Source organism: Natrinema pallidum (assembly GCF_005890195.1).
GTDB lineage: Archaea > Halobacteriota > Halobacteria > Halobacteriales > Natrialbaceae > Natrinema > Natrinema pallidum.
This window is the reverse complement of record NZ_CP040637.1, coordinates 1,494,221-1,514,266: the sequence shown is the minus strand read 5'-3', so window position 1 is coordinate 1,514,266 and position 20,046 is coordinate 1,494,221. Positions and strand designations below refer to the sequence as shown.

General features: G+C 64.7%; 22 protein-coding genes and 1 pseudogene. 12 read left to right on the top strand and 11 right to left on the bottom strand.

All coding sequences use genetic code 11. The annotated features are described in order from the left end of the window. Positions 1–268: 268 nt before the first annotated feature. Entirely contained in the window at positions 269–412 is a 144-nt protein-coding gene (locus tag FGF80_RS19120) for a hypothetical protein (RefSeq protein ID WP_175417002.1), read from the bottom strand. Positions 413–568: 156 nt separating this feature from the next. Between FGF80_RS19120 and FGF80_RS07530 the strand changes: the two genes are divergently transcribed. Next, complete coding sequence (locus FGF80_RS07530; protein ID WP_138653141.1) at positions 569–1,741, top strand: MFS transporter; 1,173 nt, start codon at positions 569–571, stop codon at positions 1,739–1,741. A 317-nt stretch (positions 1,742–2,058) separates the two neighbouring features. Here FGF80_RS07530 and FGF80_RS07525 read toward each other — a convergent pair whose 3' ends face one another. Then, positions 2,059–2,268: a hypothetical protein gene (locus FGF80_RS07525; protein WP_175416952.1), complete on the bottom strand. Its 210-nt coding sequence runs from the start codon at positions 2,266–2,268 to the stop codon at positions 2,059–2,061. Between the two features lie 252 nt (positions 2,269–2,520). On the opposite strand from FGF80_RS07525, the gene FGF80_RS07520 reads away from it, so the two are divergent. Next, a complete protein-coding gene (locus FGF80_RS07520) occupies positions 2,521–2,925 on the top strand; it encodes a CBS domain-containing protein (RefSeq protein ID WP_138653137.1) in 405 nt (134 codons plus the stop codon). A gap of 335 nt (positions 2,926–3,260) precedes the next feature. Here the strand turns inward: FGF80_RS07520 and FGF80_RS07515 are convergent, their stop codons facing one another. From FGF80_RS07515 to FGF80_RS07505, 4 genes are all read right to left on the bottom strand, one after another. After that, entirely contained in the window at positions 3,261–3,626 is a 366-nt protein-coding gene (locus tag FGF80_RS07515) for a hypothetical protein (protein ID WP_138653135.1), read from the bottom strand. A gap of 90 nt (positions 3,627–3,716) precedes the next feature. Further along, positions 3,717–3,866 (bottom strand): hypothetical protein, encoded by a 150-nt coding sequence (locus FGF80_RS19115; protein ID WP_175416951.1) that lies wholly within the window; start codon positions 3,864–3,866, stop codon positions 3,717–3,719. Positions 3,867–4,099: 233 nt separating this feature from the next. Further along, a complete protein-coding gene (locus FGF80_RS07510; RefSeq protein WP_138653133.1) occupies positions 4,100–4,516 on the bottom strand; it encodes a hypothetical protein in 417 nt (138 codons plus the stop codon). A gap of 117 nt (positions 4,517–4,633) precedes the next feature. After that, the gene (locus FGF80_RS07505; protein WP_138653131.1) at positions 4,634–6,175 is read right to left on the bottom strand and encodes an aldehyde dehydrogenase family protein; all 1,542 of its coding nucleotides are present in this window, start codon (positions 6,173–6,175) and stop codon (positions 4,634–4,636) included. Between the two features lie 103 nt (positions 6,176–6,278). Here FGF80_RS07505 and FGF80_RS07500 point away from each other — a divergent pair, with 103 nt between their 5' ends. Then, positions 6,279–7,013, top strand: a complete 735-nt coding sequence (locus FGF80_RS07500; RefSeq protein WP_006185865.1) for a helix-turn-helix domain-containing protein — start codon at positions 6,279–6,281, stop codon at positions 7,011–7,013. Position 7,014: 1 nt separating this feature from the next. On the opposite strand, the pseudogene FGF80_RS07495 reads toward FGF80_RS07500, so the two are convergent. Beyond that, positions 7,015–7,122 (bottom strand): annotated as a pseudogene (locus tag FGF80_RS07495) (proline dehydrogenase family protein); the annotation flags it as partial. Positions 7,123–7,749: 627 nt separating this feature from the next. Between FGF80_RS07495 and FGF80_RS07490 the strand changes: the two are divergent. Then, positions 7,750–8,049, top strand: coding sequence for a hypothetical protein (locus FGF80_RS07490; protein WP_006185864.1), 300 nt, complete (start codon positions 7,750–7,752; stop codon positions 8,047–8,049). Between the two features lie 21 nt (positions 8,050–8,070). On the opposite strand, the gene FGF80_RS07485 is transcribed toward FGF80_RS07490, so the two are convergent. The 3 genes from FGF80_RS07485 to FGF80_RS07475 all read right to left on the bottom strand — a co-directional run bounded on the left by FGF80_RS07485 (position 8,071) and on the right by FGF80_RS07475 (position 12,197). Continuing rightward, positions 8,071–8,376: a hypothetical protein gene (locus tag FGF80_RS07485; protein WP_138653129.1), complete on the bottom strand. Its 306-nt coding sequence runs from the start codon at positions 8,374–8,376 to the stop codon at positions 8,071–8,073. 86 nt (positions 8,377–8,462) lie between these two features. Beyond that, entirely contained in the window at positions 8,463–11,426 is a 2,964-nt protein-coding gene (uvrA, locus tag FGF80_RS07480; protein ID WP_138653127.1) for an excinuclease ABC subunit UvrA, read from the bottom strand. A 129-nt stretch (positions 11,427–11,555) separates the two neighbouring features. Then, entirely contained in the window at positions 11,556–12,197 is a 642-nt protein-coding gene (locus FGF80_RS07475) for a hypothetical protein (RefSeq protein ID WP_138653125.1), read from the bottom strand. A gap of 205 nt (positions 12,198–12,402) precedes the next feature. Here FGF80_RS07475 and FGF80_RS07470 point away from each other — a divergent pair, with 205 nt between their 5' ends. The 4 genes from FGF80_RS07470 to FGF80_RS07455 all read left to right on the top strand — a co-directional run bounded on the left by FGF80_RS07470 (position 12,403) and on the right by FGF80_RS07455 (position 16,305). Beyond that, positions 12,403–12,906, top strand: a complete 504-nt coding sequence (locus FGF80_RS07470) for a hypothetical protein (RefSeq protein ID WP_138653123.1) — start codon at positions 12,403–12,405, stop codon at positions 12,904–12,906. A gap of 116 nt (positions 12,907–13,022) precedes the next feature. Next, positions 13,023–13,952 (top strand): ferritin family protein, encoded by a 930-nt coding sequence (locus FGF80_RS07465; protein WP_138653121.1) that lies wholly within the window; start codon positions 13,023–13,025, stop codon positions 13,950–13,952. Between the two features lie 362 nt (positions 13,953–14,314). After that, positions 14,315–15,403, top strand: a complete 1,089-nt coding sequence (nirK, locus tag FGF80_RS07460) for a copper-containing nitrite reductase (RefSeq protein ID WP_138653119.1) — start codon at positions 14,315–14,317, stop codon at positions 15,401–15,403. A 110-nt stretch (positions 15,404–15,513) separates the two neighbouring features. Further along, complete coding sequence (locus FGF80_RS07455) at positions 15,514–16,305, top strand: hypothetical protein (RefSeq protein WP_006185859.1); 792 nt, start codon at positions 15,514–15,516, stop codon at positions 16,303–16,305. 19 nt (positions 16,306–16,324) lie between these two features. Here the strand turns inward: FGF80_RS07455 and FGF80_RS07450 are convergent, their stop codons facing one another. Then, positions 16,325–16,564, bottom strand: coding sequence for a hypothetical protein (locus FGF80_RS07450; protein ID WP_138653117.1), 240 nt, complete (start codon positions 16,562–16,564; stop codon positions 16,325–16,327). Positions 16,565–16,756: 192 nt separating this feature from the next. Here FGF80_RS07450 and FGF80_RS19110 point away from each other — a divergent pair, with 192 nt between their 5' ends. The 4 genes from FGF80_RS19110 to FGF80_RS07435 all read left to right on the top strand — a co-directional run bounded on the left by FGF80_RS19110 (position 16,757) and on the right by FGF80_RS07435 (position 20,028). Next, positions 16,757–16,906 carry a DUF7557 family protein gene (locus FGF80_RS19110; RefSeq protein WP_006185857.1) on the top strand — a complete coding sequence of 50 codons (150 nt, stop codon included), beginning with the start codon at positions 16,757–16,759 and terminating at the stop codon, positions 16,904–16,906. Between the two features lie 264 nt (positions 16,907–17,170). Beyond that, entirely contained in the window at positions 17,171–17,587 is a 417-nt protein-coding gene (locus FGF80_RS07445; protein WP_049908099.1) for a universal stress protein, read from the top strand. A gap of 56 nt (positions 17,588–17,643) precedes the next feature. Continuing rightward, positions 17,644–18,570: a hypothetical protein gene (locus FGF80_RS07440; protein WP_238705361.1), complete on the top strand. Its 927-nt coding sequence runs from the start codon at positions 17,644–17,646 to the stop codon at positions 18,568–18,570. A gap of 207 nt (positions 18,571–18,777) precedes the next feature. Continuing rightward, positions 18,778–20,028 carry a digeranylgeranylglycerophospholipid reductase gene (locus FGF80_RS07435; RefSeq protein ID WP_006185854.1) on the top strand — a complete coding sequence of 417 codons (1,251 nt, stop codon included), beginning with the start codon at positions 18,778–18,780 and terminating at the stop codon, positions 20,026–20,028. Positions 20,029–20,046 lie beyond the last annotated feature (18 nt).

The following is a 20,046-nucleotide window of genomic DNA, read 5'->3' as shown; positions in this document are numbered from 1 at the left end:
GTATCGAGGCTCGAGAACTGGTCTTCCTCACATATGTGTTCGGCTCTCTTTCGGACTGATTCACTTTATGAATTTGCTCTTAATACCCGATTCCAGGCAGTTGAACGTGCAATACGCACATATCCTAGAATAGTTCTATATGTTTGTTCTCGTTCTTGTTTACCCATCTCTCGATGATCAAACACGTTCTCCAATGGCTCCTGTTGAGAATTGTGCCCGGCCCGGTTGACGGCCGGGTTCTCCCGCTCCGACGGAACCTGGTCGATCGCTAAACGACCGCCGCGGGACGGTCGGCCTCGCGCGTATCGCGGGCGGCGGCGTCCGATTCGGGCACGTCGTCGGGATCGAACAGTTCGTCGGCACTCCCCTCGGAGTACTCGAGGAGTCCGATCACGTATTCCGCGGCCTGCATCGCGCCCGCTCTTCGTCGGGGTCGGCGGGAATATCGACCCAGTACACACGCCATAGACGGGTCGGCGGTCGGTTCGTAGTCGTCTCGGGGCGTCCATGATCGCCGCCGACGGCGCTATCGAAACCGCTTTTCCCGCAGTCGTCGAACGGTCCCGCAGTGAACTGGTCATACAGGAATACTGTTCTCGTTCTCTGTACGTTCGCGTTCTTCGTGACGGTGACCGCGCGGCTGGTGATCAGCCCAGTCGTTCCCGACATCGTGGAGACGTTTTCGGTCAGCACCGGTTCGGTCGGGCTGGCGCTATCGGGGATGTGGGCCGCCTACGCGCTCTCACAATTTCCGAGCGGGCTGCTCGGCGACCGGTTCGGCGAACGGCGGATCATCCTGAGCGCGATCGGCGGGACGGCGGTCGCGAGCGCGCTACTCGCGCTGTCGCCGACGTACGTCGCCTTTTTGCTCTTCGCGATCGTCCTCGGCGGGACGGCCGGCCTCCACTACAGCGTGGCGACGACCTTGCTCACTCGCCTGTTCGATCAAACGGGCCGTGCGATCGGGCTGCACGTCTCCGGCGCACCGATCGCCGGCCTCGCCGCACCGGTACTCGCAGCCCTCGCCGCCGACCGGTACGGCTGGCGCGCCGCCATCGCCGTCGGGACGGCCGTCGGCGTTCCGATCGTTCTCGTCTTTTTCCTCCGAACCCGACCCACGGAGCCCCGCTACCCCGACCGACGGATGCGAGATCAGATCGATCCGTCCCTCCTCTTCCAGTTGCTGACCCGTCCCAGCGTGGCCTACACGACCGCACTCTGTGCGATGGGCGCGTTCACCTGGCAGGCCACGGCGTCGTTTCTCCCGACCTTTCTCGAGGTCGGCTACGAACTCCCGCGAACGACGGCGGGGCTCCTGTTCTCGCTGTACTTCCTCGTCAACGGGGGCGTTCAGCCGCTGATCGGCGCGCTGTCCGATCGCTACTCGCGCGACGCCGCGGCCGCGATCACGATGTCGTCGGGAGTGGTCGGCTACGCGGTGCTGGTCAGCGGTGAGGAGCTTCCGGCGGCCGTCGCCGGCGTCGTCTGCGTCGGCGTCGCGATGACCTGGGGAGCCCCGCTGCAGTCGCGGTTCATGGACGTCCTCTCCGACTCCGAGCGCGGCCTCGGCTTCGGGCTCGTTCGGACTGCCTACATGACCCTCGGCGCGACCGGCAGCGTCGCCGTCGGATCGGCCGCCGACTTCTTCGGCTGGACCGTCGCGTTCGGCCTGCTCTCGGCGCTCATGGCGATCTCGCTGGTAACCATCGCCACGAACGACGTCCTTTCGCTCGGCTACTGACTGTTGTGTAGGATTACCGTTCAACGGGTGTACAGGTGTGCGAGTTTTCGCCCCGGCTTGTCAACCAGTGTGCAGTGGCGCACGCTGTCGGCCGTCCGAGTGGTAGCGAGGACGGCCGACGATACCGTGCGAGGGATGAGCGACCGACTGACAGAAGGGAGCGAATCGGTTGGGGAGGGGGTGGCGATTCCGTGTTGCCAGCAGAAGCGGACCACTCCTTTTTGTTCTCACTCCTCCGCTTCCCCGTGCATTTACCAGCGTTCTCGTTCCCTGACAAGGCCACACCCGCGTCTTTGCCGGAACGATCCATCACTCACTCATCCAGTCGCTCGTCTGGGCTCGCTTGGGTCCGTCGGGATTTCGACCAGAACCGGCTCGTCCGCCGTGAGTGCGGTCTCGAGCGCCTCCCGGATCGCCTCGAGCGCCGATACCGCCTCGCGAGCGTCAGCGACGATACCGACGGCCGGATCGTAGCCGGTCCCGAGGCCGTCGGGCTCGAGCGTGACGTGAACGAGGGTCTCCGGCACGGTCACGGCGGGATCGTGCCCGATCGACAACGCTCGGCACGGCCGAAACTGACGGCCACGATCGGACGATTCGATCGGCCCGAAACCCACCACCCGGCGCGAATGTGCCGAGATACCGCCGTTTCAGTGCCAGATCACGACTGGCGTGTTTTGATCAGCGAGCCGTCGTATATCCAATCCGACACTCGCGGGTACCGTCTCGGGCGGATCAAGTTCGATAATCATTATACTGTGTCGCGAATACTATTCCGTATGGAGGATATTTTCGTGGCTCGAGTCATGTCCACGTCACTGCACACGGTGGCGTCGGACACGCTCGTCGAGGCGGCAGGACAGGTAATGCTCGAGAACGAGATCGGCTCGGTCGTCGTCACCGACGACGACAACCAGCTTCAGGGAATCTTGACCACGACGGACTTCGTCCGAATCGTCGCCGAACAGAAGCCGAAGGATCAGACGCCGGTCTCGAAGTACATGAGTGCTGACGTCGTGACGGCCTCGGCACAGGACAGCATTCGCGACGTCGCGGACGTAATGGTCACGCACGGCTTCCATCACGTTCCCGTCGTCGACGAGGACGAGGGCGTCATCGGGATGGTGACGACGTCCGATCTGGCGTCGTACCTCTCGAGCGAGGAGACGCCCTCTCCGACGTAATCTCCCAGGATCGGGCTGGTGACCCCCTTTGGAAGCGAGCGGGACGAGACCCGTGGTCTCGCACTCTAAACGGACGACGCCGCTCGAGACGGCTTCGCCGTCTCGTAGCTGTGCGAGCGAAGCCGACCCGTTCGCCCGCCGCCACCGTCACCATCTCCCTCGAGGACGACGGGTTCGCCGTTTCCGACGACGGTCCGGCGTTCTCGACACACGGCGGGAGTCCGTTTTCGACTTCGGGAACACGACTGGCGATGGCGGGATCGGTGGGACACACGTTTCCGTGACCGTCTCCGAACGTCTCGTCGGAAACCGAGCACCGCGGACGGAGAGTCGACCTAGCTCGAGTCGTGGGCAGCGTCGGCTTCGGACACCTCGTCTTCGGTCATCCACCGAACCGTCTCGTCGAGTCGATCTCGTAACGCGCGGCCCTCCGCCGGTGTCAGCTCGACATCCGCGTGGCCCGTGCCGTGGTCGCCCGCCATCGCATCGATACTCAGGACGAGCCGGTGACCGTCCGCCGACTCGGGTCGGACCGAAACGTTGGCGCGGTCGGGATAGTCCCGCGGCGGTCCCAGCTCGAGGCCGGTTTCCCCGCGGGTGACGCCGATCCGGACGCGCTCGGCGTGCTCGAGGTCGAACGAATCCGTCCGCGCCTCCTCGATCGGCGTCGGCTCCTCGGAGCAACTGTCGTGTTCTCCCATACACCATTCTTTTCCGCCGGTCCCCTTGGGCGTGTTCCCGGCCCGTTCCGCCGGAGCTCGATGAGCGAGTGAGGGTGTCGGCGACGGCCGTCATTCGCTCGAGGCTCGCGGGACGAACGGGCCGAAGTCGGCGGTTCGCGCGGCGATGGTCGCGATCCGGAGTGCGTGGCTCAGCAGGACCATGAACGGAAGGAAGACGAGTACGACGCCACCGGCTGCGATCGCCAGCAGGAGCCACAACCGTCGCCGTGGCGAGCAGGTTCAGGACGGCGGCCGTCGAGCATCAGCCAGCGCCTGATCGGCGACTCGGTTACCCGGTTACTTTCTGGTAGGTCAACTGGCTCTCCTCGCCGTCTGTGGTCGTGGATAGCTCCCGGTCGTGTGCGCTCATATCGGTCGGACAACGCCGCTGCCGAAAAGACCGGGCACGGCACCGACACGTATCGAACTGGACGGAAAACGCGATCGAACCGTTACTCGACGGCGAACACCTCCTCGTCCAACTGCCACCCGCCTGCCCAGCACTCGAGGGCGAACCACGCGAAGTATCCGAGCACGAAAACCGTGCCCGCGACGGTGAGCAGCCACGGGCCGCTGGCGACCTCGAACCCCCGGAGCTGTGAGAGACCGAACCCGCCAGCGCCGACCGCGAGGATTCCGATCCCGACTGCGGCGAGGCGGGGCCAGCCGACGGTTCGACTGCCGACGACGATCCGTTCTCGAGTGCCGGCGAGGAGTAACACGATCCCGACGGCGGTCAGCCACCCGGTCAGTGCCAATGTGGTCGAATTCCGAAAGCCGCCACTGATCACGAAGAGACTTGCGAGCAACAGCGTGGCGACGCCGCCACCGGTGAACCCGCGGCGAACGACCGTCTTCAATCCGCTCATCGCTCGCTCGGTTCTCCGGGATCGCAGTTAGTCGTTCTCACTTGCGGCGAGAAGCGGGACGGTCGTCGCCGTCACTCGAGCGAGACCGCGACTTCGTCGCCGACGCCACGGTACCAGTCAGTCGTCGCTCGAGGTCTCGATATCCGCCGACAGTCCCTGTGCCATCTCGATGTCCTTCGAGTTGTTCAGCGTCCAGGCGGTGCGCTCGGTGACGGCCTCGATGGCCTCACGCGCGCTCGGGTAGCCGTTCCCGGACTTCTTGACGCCGCCGAAGGGAAGCTGGACTTCCGCGCCGATACACGGCAGGTTCGCGTACGCGAGTCCGAGCTCCGCGTGATCGCGGAAGTGGTTGATCTGGCGGTAGTCCTCGGAGATGATCGCGCCGGCGAGTCCGTACGGCGTGTCGTTGTGGATCTCGACGGCAGCCTCGATGTCGCCCGAGTACTCGAGCAGGGCGACGTGCGGGCCGAAACACTCCTCGTTCACGCACTCGAGATCGGTCTCGTCGGTACCGACCTCGTAGACGAACGGCCCGACCCACTGCCCGTCCTCGTGGCCGTCCGGAATCTCCTCGGCCGCGAGGTCCTCCCGGTCGACGAGCACCTCAGCGCCCTCGTCACGTGCCAGCTGATTGTGTTCGCGAATCTTCTCGACGTGCTCGGCTTCGATGGCCGGCCCCATGAACGTCCCCTCTTCGAGGGGATCGCCGACCGTGACGCGTTCCGCGACGTCGACGAAGCGCTCCTTGAACTCGTCGTAGACGTCTTCGTGGACGATCAGGCGCTCGCTCGAGACGCAGCGCTGGCCGGTCGTCTTGAAGCTCGACATCACCGCGGAGTGGACGGCGATGTCCAGATCGGCTTCCTCGGTGATGACGATCCCGTTCTTGCCGCCCATCTCGCAGGCCGCGAGCTTGCCGGGCTGACCGCCGACCTTGCTGGCAATCTCGTGGCCGACTTCGGCGGAGCCGGTGAAGAGAACGGTATCGACCCGATCGTCCTCGCTAATGGCCGCGCCCGCGTCGCCGAAGCCCTGTACCATGTTGAAGACGCCGTCGGGGACGCCCGCGTCGTCCATCATCTCGGCGATGATCTGGGCGCACCACGGCGTCTGCTCCGCGGGTTTCCAGACGACGGTGTTGCCCTCGACCAGCGCGATGGCCATGTGCCAGAAGGGAATCGCGACCGGGAAGTTCCAGGGCGTGATACAGCCGACGACGCCGCGGGGTTTGCGCCGCATGGTGGCGTCTTTGCTGCCGATCTCGCTCGGAATTACGTCGCCGTGGGGATGCCGAGCGTTGCCCGCCGCCCACTCGACCATGTGGTAGGCCTCGATGACGTCCGCGCGGCCTTCGCTGATCTCCTTGCCACACTCCTTCGTGACGATCTCGGCGAGTTCGTCGGTCCGCTCGCGAAGCTCGTGATAGATGTCCCAGAGATACTCCGCACGGTCGATATAGGACAGTTCGCGCCACGCTTCGGCCGCATCCTCGGCGGCCGCGAGCGCTGTGTCGACATCGCGGTCCGTCCCCTGCTGGAATCGCGCGAGGGTCTCACCCGTCGCCGGGTTCTCGCTGGCGAACGTCTCGTCCCCGTCACCGTCGGTCCAGTCACCGTCGATGTGGTGGCCGTATACCTGCTCCGTGGTTCGCTGACTCATGGATGCTGATTGGGTCGTCGCCATCGAATAACGGGACCCGTCCATGGTCGGGCGGTGATTCGTGGCACGAGAACTACTTGCATGGCACGCACCTATATTTACCATGGCACGGAGTCGATCACCCCACGGAACGCGGATCACGCTCGAGTTGTGGCATCCGAACTGCTGGGCGATCGAGTCGACCGAACGCGTCGGCGGGGGCATTCTGGCACACGCGATTTACACCGCGCCGACGACTGAAGGCGAGTCGGTCAACGGCCTGTTCACTGCGTTCGGCCAGACCACCGACGAGGTCGAGACCTTGATCGAAGAGGTACGCGAGTCCCCGCTGGCCGGCGAAGTCCTCGAACTTCAGGAACGGTTCGGCCGACCGCAATCCTCGTCGCTTCCGGGGAACGTCGTCCGTGAGTTCTTCCTCGAGTACGATCCCGCGGACATGATCTGTCCGACGCTGCTCGAGCACGGCTTCGTCCACAGCGCTCCGGTTCGGATCGAAGGCGGTCAGGAGTACTGGGAAGTCGGGTTCGCCGGCGATCGGGACGAGATCGAAACCGCGATCGATCACGTCTGCGAGGATGGCGATGCCGACGTGTCAGTCGAAACCGTCACGAGCACGCCGACGGCTGAATCCGAGCGCAAACACCGCATGGACGCCCTCACCAACACCCAGCGAGACGTGTTCGAACTCGCACGCAAGCGGGGGTACTACCAGTGGCCCCGCGGCATCTCGACCCGCGAACTCGCCGAGGAACTCGATATTTCGAAAACGACGATGCTCGATCACCTGCGAAAAGCGGAATCGAAACTGCTAGATCCCGACGATATCGGCGTCGAGTGAGCTATCCCGTGAGGACCGCTCGAAGGGCAAACAGGGCGTTTTCCTTGCGTTCGCGGATGCGACGGTAGAAGTAGGACATCAATTTTGGTCCGTAGGGGGCGTACTGGTAGTCCCGTTCGCACCGTTGAGACACCGGGGCCGTTTTTCGGAACGAACGTTGTGCCACTGTCGTGCTCGTTTCTTACTGATCGTCCGTCGAGCAACGCCGAGAACGTAAGCAACGACAGGACGAGACGCAGCGCTCGAGGGCGGAGCGAACGACAATTGTCTCCAGTTGTCGGACGAATGGGACAGCGCCGACGAGTCGTGTAGTGGGACATCGATCTGCATCGGGGCGTCGGCTCCCCGATCGATCCGGTCCGCAGCTAATCGCGTGACGTCAGTCGGCTCCGGAGCACTCGCCCCAGCCACAGGACGGGCAGTGAAGCCGGCCGCTGCCGGCGACCAGTTCCGTCTCGCACTTGAGACACGTTGGTGCACTATCCAGCGATGTGTCAGCTTGCGTTTCGATTGAAGGTTGTTGATTCATGTGTATCGCGATCGTCCGAGCGCTCGGACATCGCTATCCAGTAGCTAGCGAGCGACGGTCCTATAGAGCGACCCGACCATGGAACCGTCGCTCGGTCGCGGCCGCAACCGTGCCGAACCCACCGTACCGGTCTCGGCCCGCCCGTTTTCGCCACCACTCGACCATGATTAGACATGTGTTAACACATTTTCAATTACTGTTGATAGTATGACGCGACTGCGAACAGCGGTCCCAGCGCCGATACGCCGAAACTACGCGCTCACATTCGGCATCGCGTTGCTGGTACTCGGCGTGTCTGTGGGGATTATCGGGTACAAGGGAACGGTTCTCATTCAGGCCGATATCGAGCAACGGGTCACGGAGGATTCGGGTACGGTCACAGCCCAGGAGGCGAAGAAACTCGAGACCTGGAACGAGAAGAACCGACTCACCGCGAACATGCTGTCTCGGTCCGGCCCGGTTGCAGGCGGTGACGAGGCGGTAATCGACGACGACCTCTCACAGTGAGTCCTCGAGTTGCCGATCGGCTCACAGGCGATCCACTACGTCGACGTCGAGGAGGGACGGATCGTCGCGAGTTCGGCCGACGGTGAGGACCGCAGTATCGCCGACAGCGCCAACGCGATCCTGCTCGAGCAGTACGACACTCCGGAGCCCCTCGACCGGGAAATCACGGACGGGTCCGGTGAGACGGTCACCTCGTTTCAGGAAGCGAAAGCGGCGCTGGCCGACGGCAGCCCCGAAGACAGCAACTACGACGGCGTCAGTGGCCCGCTCGTACTCGACGAGAACGGCGATCCGAAGGGGTTCTACCAGGTCTTCGAAGTCGTCCATCACGACTCCGAGTTCGGAGCGTACATCTCCGGCGAAGCTTCGAGAGGATCGCCCTGCTGCCGTCGAATAGACGTGATGACTTCCCCTCAGTCGTCGTCCATCGGTGCCGTCACGGGGTCGACGCGCTCGCCGCGTGGGCCCTCGAGATCCACTTTCGGAAGCAGATCTCGCAGGTAGCGACCGGTGTGAGAGTCCTCGAGTCGGGCGACGGCTTCCGGCGTCCCGGTCGCGACGACTTCGCCGCCGTTCTCGCCGCCTTCGGGACCGAGGTCGATGATGTGGTCGGCGTTCTTCACGAGGTCGAGTTCGTGTTCGATGACGACGACGGTGTTGCCGTTGTCGGTCAGCCGGTGGAGGACGTCGATGAGCTTGCGCTCGTCCGCCGAGTGCAGCCCGGTCGTCGGCTCGTCGAGCAGGTACAGCGTCTCCCCCGAGTCCTTCTTGCCGAGTTCCTCGGCGAGTTTGACCCGCTGGGCCTCCCCACCGGAGAGGGTGGTCGAGGGCTGTCCGAGCTTCATGTAGTCGAGGCCGACGTCCTTCAGCAGTTCGAGCCGGCGGCGGATCTGGCTCGAGGACTCGAAGAAGTCGTAGGCCTCTTCGACGCTCATCTCGAGGATGTCGGCGATGGTCTTGCCCTTGTAGGTGACGTCGAGCGTGGCGTCGTTGTAGCGCGCGCCGTCGCACTCTTCACAGGGGACGTAGACGTCGCTCAGGAAGTTCATCTCGATTTTTACCGTTCCCTGACCGCCACACTCCTCGCAGCGGCCGCCTTTGACGTTGAACGAGAACCGCCCCTTCTCGTAGCCCCGCTGCTTCGCGAGCTTCGTCGACGCGAACAGTTCCCGGATGTAGTCGAAGACGCTGGTGTAGGTCGCGGGGTTCGACCGCGGCGTGCGCCCGATCGGCGACTGGTCGATCAGGCGGACGGTCTCGATGTCATCGAGCCCCTCGAGCGCGTCGTGCTCGCCCGGAATGACCGACGTGTTGTCGTTCATCTGGCGAGCGAGCCCCTTGTAGAACACCTCGTGCATGAGGGTGGATTTCCCGGAGCCGGAGACGCCCGTAATGGCGGTGAAACAGCCGATCGGGATGTCGACGTCCAGATCCTTCAGGTTGTGCTGGCGCGCTCCGCGGATCGTCAGCGCGCCCTCCGGATCGCGGCGTTCGTCGGGCACCGGAATCTGGCGCTGGCCGGAGAGATAGTCGCCGGTGACTGATCCCTCGGTGTCCATGACCTCCTCGACGGAGCCGTTGGCGACGACCTCGCCGCCGCGCTTGCCGGGGCCGGGCCCCATGTCGATGACGTTGTCCGCGCGGCGCATCGTCTCCTCGTCGTGCTCGACGACGAGCAGGGTGTTCCCCAGATCGCGGAGTTCCTCGAGCGTGTCCAGCAGCCGGTCGTTGTCCCGCTGGTGGAGCCCGATCGAGGGCTCGTCGAGCACGTAGAGGACGCCGACGAGGCCGGACCCGATCTGCGTGGCGAGCCGAATGCGCTGGCTCTCGCCGCCCGAGAGCGTCGACGCCTCCCGATCGAGCGTGATGTAGTCGAGGCCGACCTCGCACATGAACCCGAGCCGCGCCCGGATCTCCTTGAGGATCTCCTCGGCGATGACCTTCTCGCGCTCGGTGAGGTCCGCTTCCATCGACTCGAAGTGGTCGCGAGCGTCGCCGATGCTCATCGCGTTGATCTCGGTGATCGAACTGTCGTCGACCAGCACCGCGCGGCTGGCGGGCTTCAGTCTGGTCCCGTCACAGGCCGGACACTCCGTGACGGACATGTAGTCCTCGATGTGCTCGCGGGTCGAGTCGGAGTCGGTCTCGATGTAGCGGCGCTCGAGGTTCGGAATGACCCCCTCGAATCGCTTTTGCTTCCGTCGAGTGCCGTTTTTCGTGCTTCGCTTGAATACTACTTCCCCGTCGGTGCCGTAGAGGAACGCCTGCTGGATGTCTTCCTCGAGATCCTCGAACGGTGTCGACAGCGAGACGCCGAAGTGTTCCGCGACGGCGTCGAGCCGGGTCTGGTAGTACGAGCGGTTGTAGCTCCAGGGTTCGAAGACGTGTTTGAGCGGCTTTGACTCGTCTTGCAGGACGAGGGCCTCGTCGACTTCCTTGGTCTCGCCCAGCCCCTCACACTCGGGACAGGCACCGTGGGGCGAGTTGAACGAAAAGGATCGGGTCTCGATCTCGGGGATGTCGATCCCGCAGTGCGTACAGGCGAGGTCCTTCGAGAACTCGACCACGAACCGGTCGTTCTCTTCGGTCTCCTCGCCGAGCGCGCCGGTCCGGCGGGCTTCCTCGCCGAGATCCGCGGCGACGTCTTCCGAGGCGTCCGGGAGGATGACTTTGAGGACCCCTTCGGCCTCGTCGAGCGCCGTCTCGACGCTGTCGATGATGCGAGGTCGGTCCTCGACGCTTACCTTCACGCGGTCGACGATCACGTCGATGGTGTGGTCGAAGTTCTCGTCGAGGTCGGGATCGTCGAGCGTGAGGTCGTGTTCCTCGCCGTCGATCTCGATCCGGGCGTACCCCTCGGAGACGAGTTCCTCGAAGAGGTCCTCGAAGGCACCCTTCTGGTCGCGGACCACGGGTGCGGCGAGTTTGGCCTTGGTACCCTCCGGGAGCTCGAGGATGCGCTCGACCATGTTTTGCGCACTCTGCTCGCCGACTTCGCGGCCGCAGTCCGGACAGTGGGGCGTGCCGACGCGGGCGTAGAGCAACCGCAGGTAGTCGTGCAGTTCCGTGACCGTCCCGACGGTCGAACGCGGGTTGTTCGCGGCGTTCTTCTGGTCGATCGAGATCGCCGGCGAGAGCCCCTCGACGGTCTCGACCTGGGGCTTGTCCATCTGGCCGAGGAAGTTCCGGGCGTAGGCCGAGAGGCTCTCGATGTACCGTCGCTGGCCCTCCGCGTAGACCGTCTCGAACGCCAACGAGGACTTGCCCGATCCCGAGAGGCCGGTGACGACCGTAAACGCCTCCCGTGGGATCGTGACATCGATGTCTTTGAGGTTGTGCTCCTCCGCACCGCGTACTTCGATGGAGTCCTTGCTCATCGTTCGATCGCAACTCGGGACTGGCTCTCCTGTCGACGCGGTTCCGGATTCATTGTATCTGAGTCAGTGGCCGCAAGGACTTAACGAGTCTGAAAGGCCAATAGCAAGGCACACGATACCACGACACATTCAGCCGTCCGCTGAACGCTCGCGTGGCTCCGAATCGGCCTCCCCGCGATCGTGCCACCACTGGCCGGCGATCGCCCCGGTCGCGACGGCCACCAGCCCGACCACGATGCTGACGTTTACCACCGGAATCAGATAGAGGACGTTGACCGTGATCGCGCCGACGGCGAGCGCGAGCCACAGGTTCGGTTTCGGTCCCCGGCCGACCCGCCGGAGCAGCCTCGAGCCGAAGACGATGACGCCGACGGTGTTGGCGACCGTCAGCCCGATCGGGAACGCAAGCGCCAGCGCCTCGAGTCCGGTACCGACCGGTGCCGGCGCACCGGCCGCGACGAGGAACGACGCGGTGGCGGTGACGACCGCGAGCGCGACGCCGCCGCCGACCAGGACGCCGATGCCGATCACGCCCGTGGGGACCGGCCGCTCGACGATCCGGGCCTCGAGTCGCCGGACCGACGACTGGGACACGGCGAGAACGACCGCCCCGATGGCGATCGTTCCGAGGACGTAGAGTCCGAACGCGAATGCCAGTTCCTCGGGCGTCGTAGGATTCGTGACGGCGGTCTCGAGGTCGCTCGGGCCGACGGCTGCGGGACCGTGCGACCGAAGGGTGGTCGGAGGTGTGAGCGTGTCTGGATGGAGCATCCCGTGTTACAGGTTACGTGTGGCGAGACCGATGCCTTCAATCGGTGGGTTCCCGCAGCCCCCACGATGCGGCACCGGGGCGCTTTCGGCGCACTGTGTCGACTGTCCCATCGAGACCGTGTTCCGACGCTGTTCGCATCCCCACTGCCTCCGAACGGCGACGGCCGGACCAAAGTGTCTTCGGCCGGCAGTCCCAACGACGACTATGAGCGACGACGCCGCGGACGCACTCGCGGTCGAGGACTGCGTCGAGTACTGTCGGACCCAGGCCGGCCTGCTTTCGGGCAGCGTCGAGACGATGAGCGACGAGGCCGACGCCCTCCTCGACGAGATCGATCAGGAGATGGCCGAGATTCGGTCGCGACTCGAGACGTTGCCCGACGAGGTGGCGGCGACCGAAACGCCCTCGACCGCGGACGTGCCCGACGCCAGCGAAGTCGATGTCGCGGCGATCGAGGACCTACAGGCGGAACTCGAGGAGAAGCAACTCCTCGTCGAGGCGAAACAGGCTCGCATGCAGGCGTTTCAGGAACTGGCCGCCGGCTACACCGAACTGGCCGAAGCGTTGTCTTCGACCGTCGACGACGGACAGGAGGCAGTAACCCGGATCATCGAGTTCGAGGCCGACACCGACGCACCGGTGTACTTCGACGAGCGGGAAACGATGGTCGAGACCGCAGCCGCGTCGGCCGATTCGGGGGCCGAATAGCCGAGCGAACGCACGGCCATAGCCGTCCGCGCTGCGCTGTGGGTTGTCCGCCCGGAACCTGTTCTACAGAACACATTTCCGAACGTTCATCTATGGTTATGTCGTACCGTCAACACATGACGATCGACTACGGCGAGCGCGAGAAGTCGTACGAACTCTATCGCAAGGGCAAGCGTGAGGGGACCTGGGACCCCGACGAGTACGATCTCGAAGGGGATCGAGACGACTGGAAGCGGTTCTCCGAGGCGGAGCGACAGCGGTTCCTCGCGACGTGCTCGGGGTTTTACGACGGCGAAGAGGACGTCACCCGGACGCTCGCGCCGTACATGATGGCGCTTGACGCGCTCCCCAGCGACGAGATGCCCTTCGATCCCGTCCAAGAGGAGATGTACCTTGCCCAGCAGGTCTACGAGGAGGCCAAACACACTGACTTCTTCAGCCGCTACTTCGAGGAGGTGTTCGGGACGCAGGAGACGACTTCCTATCGCGAGGACGGATATCAGGAACAGGGATACAGTACGGACGACCTCTACGACACCGCGGACGACCTGATGGCGGCGATCGACGGCGGCGACCGAACCGAACTCGTTTACGCGCTCGGCGAGGCCTACCTGAACTACATGGGCATCGTCGAGGCGCAACTCGCCCGCGGTGGCTACCTGAGTTTCGACCAGATGATCGAACTGAAAGCCGCAGAGATGGGCCGTGAGGCCGTCCTCGAGTCGTTCCAGGCGGCGATCGGCAAGGTCCGCCAAGACGAGACGCGCCACATCGAAAACGGACGCTGGATCTTACAGCAACTGGCCGTGGCCGAGCCCGATATCGTCGCGGACGTCTACGAACCGCGAATCGAGCAGTACGTCGAGAACCGACTGCTCGCCGACCCGATCTACGACGAGAACCCCTTCGACGGCTACGATCAGGAGAAAATCGGCAAGCAGCTCATCCAGTACCTGCAAGACACCGTCGACTACATCGGTACCGACCGGTTCGAACGGTACGACGACGTTCAGGCCGCCCTCCAGGAGCGCCACGCCGCCGACTGACGCCGCCTCGCCGACCGGCTTCGACCGCCCATCTCCCGCCTCGAGCAGTGCGTCCACGCCTCCCCGAACTATCGGACGCGGAGACCGACGTACGGACCGCATCCGGCGTCGGTCGCGGCCGGCTGACGGTCCTCGATCGCCGAGTCGCTCGAGGGGTCCCCTCGGAATCGGCAAGGGTCGCTACCGGTAGCCACTGCATGACCGCCTGCGAGTGCCGCCTCGTCGCGGGGAGGGACCGTCCCTCGCGGAAGTATATAACTGCCCACGATATACGGGGAATCGCCGAATCGGTTACCGTTCTCCGGGAACCATCGATCCTATTGAACGTACGTCTATCATACGACTACCTGAGGGGAAGAACGATGACCCAATCACAACTCAACCGACGGCACGTATTGCAGGCGATCGGGGCGACCGGCGCGTTAGCAGTCGCCGGCTGTCTCGGTAGCGACACACAGGGGAGCAGTACGGAAAGCGACGAGCCGGCGGCTGAGAGCGGGCTGCCGGCGGCCAAGTCCGTCGATGTCGACCGCATCGCGAGGGATCCGACCGACATCCCCGATCCGGTCGACTGGGACCAGCCCCGGGAACACGACGTCACGATCCGGACCGAGCGGGTTACCGCCGAGATCGAGCCGGGGGTCACTTTCGACTACATGACCTTCGAGGGGCAGGTGCCGGGGCCGATGCTCCGGGTTCGCCGGGGCGACCGGGTGAACCTCACGTTCGACGTGCCCGATGACCTGAACGTGGCGGCCCACAACATGGACTTCCACGCGGTCTACGGCCCCGGCGGCGGGGCCGACGCGACCACGATCGCGCCCGGGGACGACCCCACGCAGATCAGCTTCACCGCCGACTACGCGGGGGTGTTCATCTACCACTGCGCGATCCCGAACATGGACCAGCACATCAGTTCGGGTATGTTCGGCTCGATCCTCGTCGAACCCGAGGACGGCCTTCCCGAGGTCGACAACGAGTTCTACCTCGGCCAGCACGAGATCTACACGGACGGCGATCTCGGCGAGGAGGGCCACCACGGCTTCGACTTCGACGCCATGCTCAAAGAAGAGCCGACCTACGTGGTGTTCAACGGCCAGGCCTACGGCTTCACCCCCGACGGCGGCGTCCCCATGGCCGCCAACACCGGCGAGACCGCCCGCGTGTACTTCGCCAACGGCGGCCCGAACCTCCTGAGTTCCTGGCACGCCATCGGCAACGTCTGGAGTCGCTTCTACCGCGACGGCGACCTCCTGACCGACCCCGACCGCAACGTCGAAACCGCACCCGTCGCCCCCGGCACCACCGCCGCGGCCGAGATGGAGTTCCCCGTCCCCGGCCCCGTCAAGATCGTCGACCACGCCCTCACCCGCGCCGCTCGCCGCGGCGCGCTCGGCATCATCGACGTCAGCGGCGACCCCACCCGGGACATCTACGACGCGGACCCGTAACGGCACTCTCCCGCTCGAGTGGTCCCGCCCGGACTGGACCCGTCGGTGCCTTCCCGATCCCCGGAAACGGGACTGTATACTTATGCCGGTTCGCCCGCCAGTTGCATCCGATGGTGTTCGCCCCGATTCCGTCGATTACGTTCGATGCCAGTGATCCGGCCGCGACGGTCGCGATCGGACGGCTGTTCGCGTATCTCGCGATGGGCGTCGCAGCAGTGGTGTTGCTCTATTATGCGACGATCTACGTCCGGGACGTCCTCGCGGTCGAGGCGCGCGCCGAACAGTGGTACCTCCTGATCGGGATCGGTGCGGCGATCGTGTATGCCGTCGCCGGCGTCGCCTCGTTGCTGCTCGAGCCCGACTGGATTCGCCGGTTCGTCGACGGCGCGATCCTGTTTTTCATCCTCTTTCTCGCACTGGCGATTCGCGCGATGTACCACGACCAGCCGACCGGGGGCGATCGCTCTCGGTTGCTGCCCGTGTGGGCTGACTACGTCGTGATCGTCGGTTTCGTCGCCGCCTGGTGGGGAACGTTCCTCGTCGAGACGTCCTCGACTCGGCTGGTTGTCGCGGTCGGCTGGGTCGTCACCTCCGCGTGGGCGGTCCTCTACGGGGTTCGGGCCGTCCGCGTCCACGAGGGGACGACGTTCGCCGCGCTGACCCGGCACCTGCTGCCGGCGATCGTCTGCGTCGCGGCGATCGTGTTCGTCGACTTGGTGACGAGTTACGCAGCCGGGTACGGCGCGCTCGCCGACGCCACGTGGCTCGTCGGAACGTCGCTCGTCGCCGCTTTCCTGTTCAATACGGCCGTCGCGATCCGCCAGCAGGGTGGCGAACTCGAGCGCCTCTACGACTGGACGACCTGGCGCGAGCAGTCGTTCGACGACGGGTCCATCGAGTAGTACCGCGTTCGCCTCGGGGTTAGAGTTCGCCCCGCAGGACGACCTCGTCGTCGACCCGCTGGAGCATGTCCTCGGTGACGACGTAGTCCTCGTCGTCTTCGCCCTCCCAGCCGACGGCGGCGAGCACTTGCTCCGCCAGGCTGGGGTCGGGATCGACCGCGGCTGTCCCGTCTTCGACTTTCGTGACCAGACCCAACTCCTTTCCGTCGGCGTCGACCACGGTCTTGCCGACCGCGTCGTCGGTCAGTGGGGCTGCCATATCCGCTCTCTACTGCAACCAGTCGGGTAAGCGAACGGCCGTCCCGTGCCGGCGTCCCATCGGGACCGTCCCGTCCGATCCACGGCAGTCGGGTTCGGCTGTACGCGCGACCCGGGACTATTTGCCGCTAGCGGTCGATGATACAGCCGACGCGTTCGATCGTACTCCGGCCGCGTCGTGTTTTCACCCACCATGACACAGACACTCGAGATCAGCGACGACCTCAAGGATCGACTCGACAGCCACTGCGAGGACGGACAATCGACCGAGGAACTCATCGCGGAACTGGTCTCGATGTACGAGACCGAAGGGGCGTTCCTGCAGGAAGGGTACTCCGAATAAGAGATCATCGCCCGCGCGCTCGGTTGTGCGGCGTCGACGTATTCGGAGTGGCCTCCGCGACCCGTGAGGCGTCGGACCGCGAGGTGTGGCTGCGTTCGATCGCGACCGTCGTTCCGACGACCGACGCCGGTAACTGACGGCCGCCGCACGTCGGTCCCCGATATCCGCTCGTCGTTCCGCCGCCAGTCACTGGGCCGCCGAGTTCCGATCGACCGAATCTGTTTGATGATGACACTCAAGTGGATGCTCCCCGTAGCGGTCGATATGCACCTGCTGGTCGCGCTTGACGACTCGGAGCCGGGGTGGGCCGCGCTCGAGTTCGCGTGTTCCGAACACTCCGACGACACGCTCACGGCCGTCCACGCCGTCGATCCGACCAACAGCGGCTACGGTGAGGTGGCACACCTCGGCCCGGACGTGTTGCTCGAGCGCCAGCGGGAGGCCGCTCGGGAACTGCTCGCGGAAGCCGAGGACCGCGCGGCCGACGACGGCTGTGCGCTCGAGACGGAGACGATCGTCGGCCAGCCGTCCGTCGCCATCGTCGACTACGCGACGACCAACGACGTGGACCGAATCATCGTCGGCAGTCACGGCCGAACCGGAGTCTCGAGGGTGTTGCTCGGCAGCGTCGCGGAGCGGGTCGCGCGACGCGCCCCCGTTCCAGTGACGATCGTCCGTTAGAGATCGGCTCCGACGGAAAACATTTACCTGTGACTGAATAGTGTTTGAAACACTATATGTCCCCGTCACTGCGGCGCAGACAGGTACTCGGAGCGGTCGCTGCGACCGTTCCAGCGGTGATCGCCGGCTGCTCGGGCCACGGCCCACACATGGAGCTGCGGGAGACGGCCGACGATGCGCTCCTCTCGAGCGCGGTCAGGACGATCCCCGTCGATACCACGTCCGACAGACTCCGCCCGATCGTCGAAACGATCGAACGCGGAACCCACAAACGAAACAGCCCCTCCCCGGAGCCACACCCGAGGCCCGCGATACCGGCCGCCGGATCGTCGGTCGAACGGCCGCTCGAGTACGATGGAGCGTACTACACGCTCTCGCTGACCAACACGGTCGAACGGATGTTGACCAAAGCGGACATCCGGGTCAACGCGGCGACGATGGCGTCCGACGACGCGACGACCGCGGTCGAATACGAGACGCTGTCGGAGACAGACAGCGCAGCGCTTCGTGGCGCTCTTCCGCCGGAAACCGGGGACCGGGAGTACGAATCCACACACGAATACTACGACCAACAGGAACTGACCGCGTCAGTCCTCGTCCCGGAGATGGAAATCGATGCGGTCGTCCGGGACGGACAGCGCTATCCGGTCGAACTGGCGAGTACCGAGGAGATACAGGGGTACACCTACCACTACGAAGCCGAGCGCGTCGCGTCGACGGCCGACGACTTCCTGGCCTGGCTTCGCTCGAACTACCGGTTCGAACTGACCGGGCTTTCGGATGCCGAGGGAAAAATCGTCACCGAGGCGATCGAGGAGAGCAGGTACGCCGGTGATGAGGAGGACGACGCGTTTCGGTCGCTGTCCGATCGGTTTCTCTCGCACCCGGCGCTCGAGCGAGAGGAGGAAACCGGGGACTGGTTCGTCCGGTACGATGGCACCGAGTACGTCGCGGCACTCAGGCCACCACAAGCGTATGCGTGACCGGACTCGCGGCCGGTCGCAGCGTGTCCACTTGCTCGGACGGACCGTTCCGTTCGCGTCGGTCGCGTGACGCCTATCGCCTGCGACCGACGCTGTGGTCGGGGTTCGACGCGCTTTCGGTTCCAGGGCCGATGCGCAAGGAATTCCGCCACATACCGGCGACCGTAACAGGACAAACTAATTAAGGTCCACAACAGTCTGGATTACATGAACGACCGCTACGACGTAGTCATCGCCGGTGCCGGTCCCGCCGGCGCACAGTGTGCCCGCGATCTCGCCGCCAGAGGGTACGACGTCGTCGTCCTCGAGACCGAGGCCGAGGACGAGTTCCCGCGTCAGAGCAACAAGTCCACCGCGGGGACGTTCCACTCCATGATGGCCGCCTTCGGCATCCCCGACGACGTCGTAATGCAGTACACCGACAGCGTCGTCCTCGAGTCGCCGACCGAACACTACGTCCGCGACCAGACCGGTGCCGTACTGGAGTTCGCGGATTTCAAACGCTATCTGGTCAGTGACAGCCGCGACGATGGGGCGGAGTACCGATTCGACGCTCGCGTCACCGCGCCGATCATGGAGAACGGCGAGATCGTCGGCGTCACCTACAACGGCGACGAGGCGGTCTACGGCGATATCGTCATCGACGCGACGGGCCCGAGCGCCCCCCTCGCGAAGAAGCTCGGTATCGTCGATCTCAAACGCGAGAACCACGCTATCGGTATCGAGTACGAGTTCGAGGGTATCGACATCGATCGCCCCGGCTTCGCGGATCTGCGCGACGCCATGATGTTGCGGCTGGATCACGAGATCGCCCCCGGCGGCTACTCCTGGATCTTCCATACCGGCGACGACACCGCCAAGGTCGGCCTCTGTTACATCCAGAACGGCAGCCACGACCAGTACAGTCGCGACGATTTCACGATCGACGACTACCTCTCTCACTGGCTCGAGACGGACCCACGGTTCCGAAACGCCGAACCGATCGAGGGCAAACAACACCGCGGTTCGGCCCACATTCAGGAACCCGAGCAGTTCCACACCGATCGGTTCATGGCGATCGGCGACACCGTCCCGAGCCTCGACCCGCTCTGGGGCGAAGGGATCAACAAGTGCATGCAGTCCGGTCGCGCGGCCGCCGCCACCGCCGACAGCTGTCTCAAACACGACGGCGTCGAGCCGACCGCCGAGAACCTCGCGGTCTACGAGACGCTCTGGAACCGCGATGTCGCGCCAAACGCCAAGAACCGGCTGCTGATGACACAGCTCCTCTATCTCGCCCCGAACGACCGCTACGACGACCTCATGCGGGATCTCCAGCGACTCGACGACGACACGCTGGCAAAGGCAAACAAGGGCAACGCCCGCGCCATCGCGAAACTGCTCGAGCCCGGGGACGTACCGTTGCTCATCGATCTCGCGAAACAGCGACTGGATCTCGATCTCGGCTCTTTCCTCTAATCCGCCGCCGGTGAACAC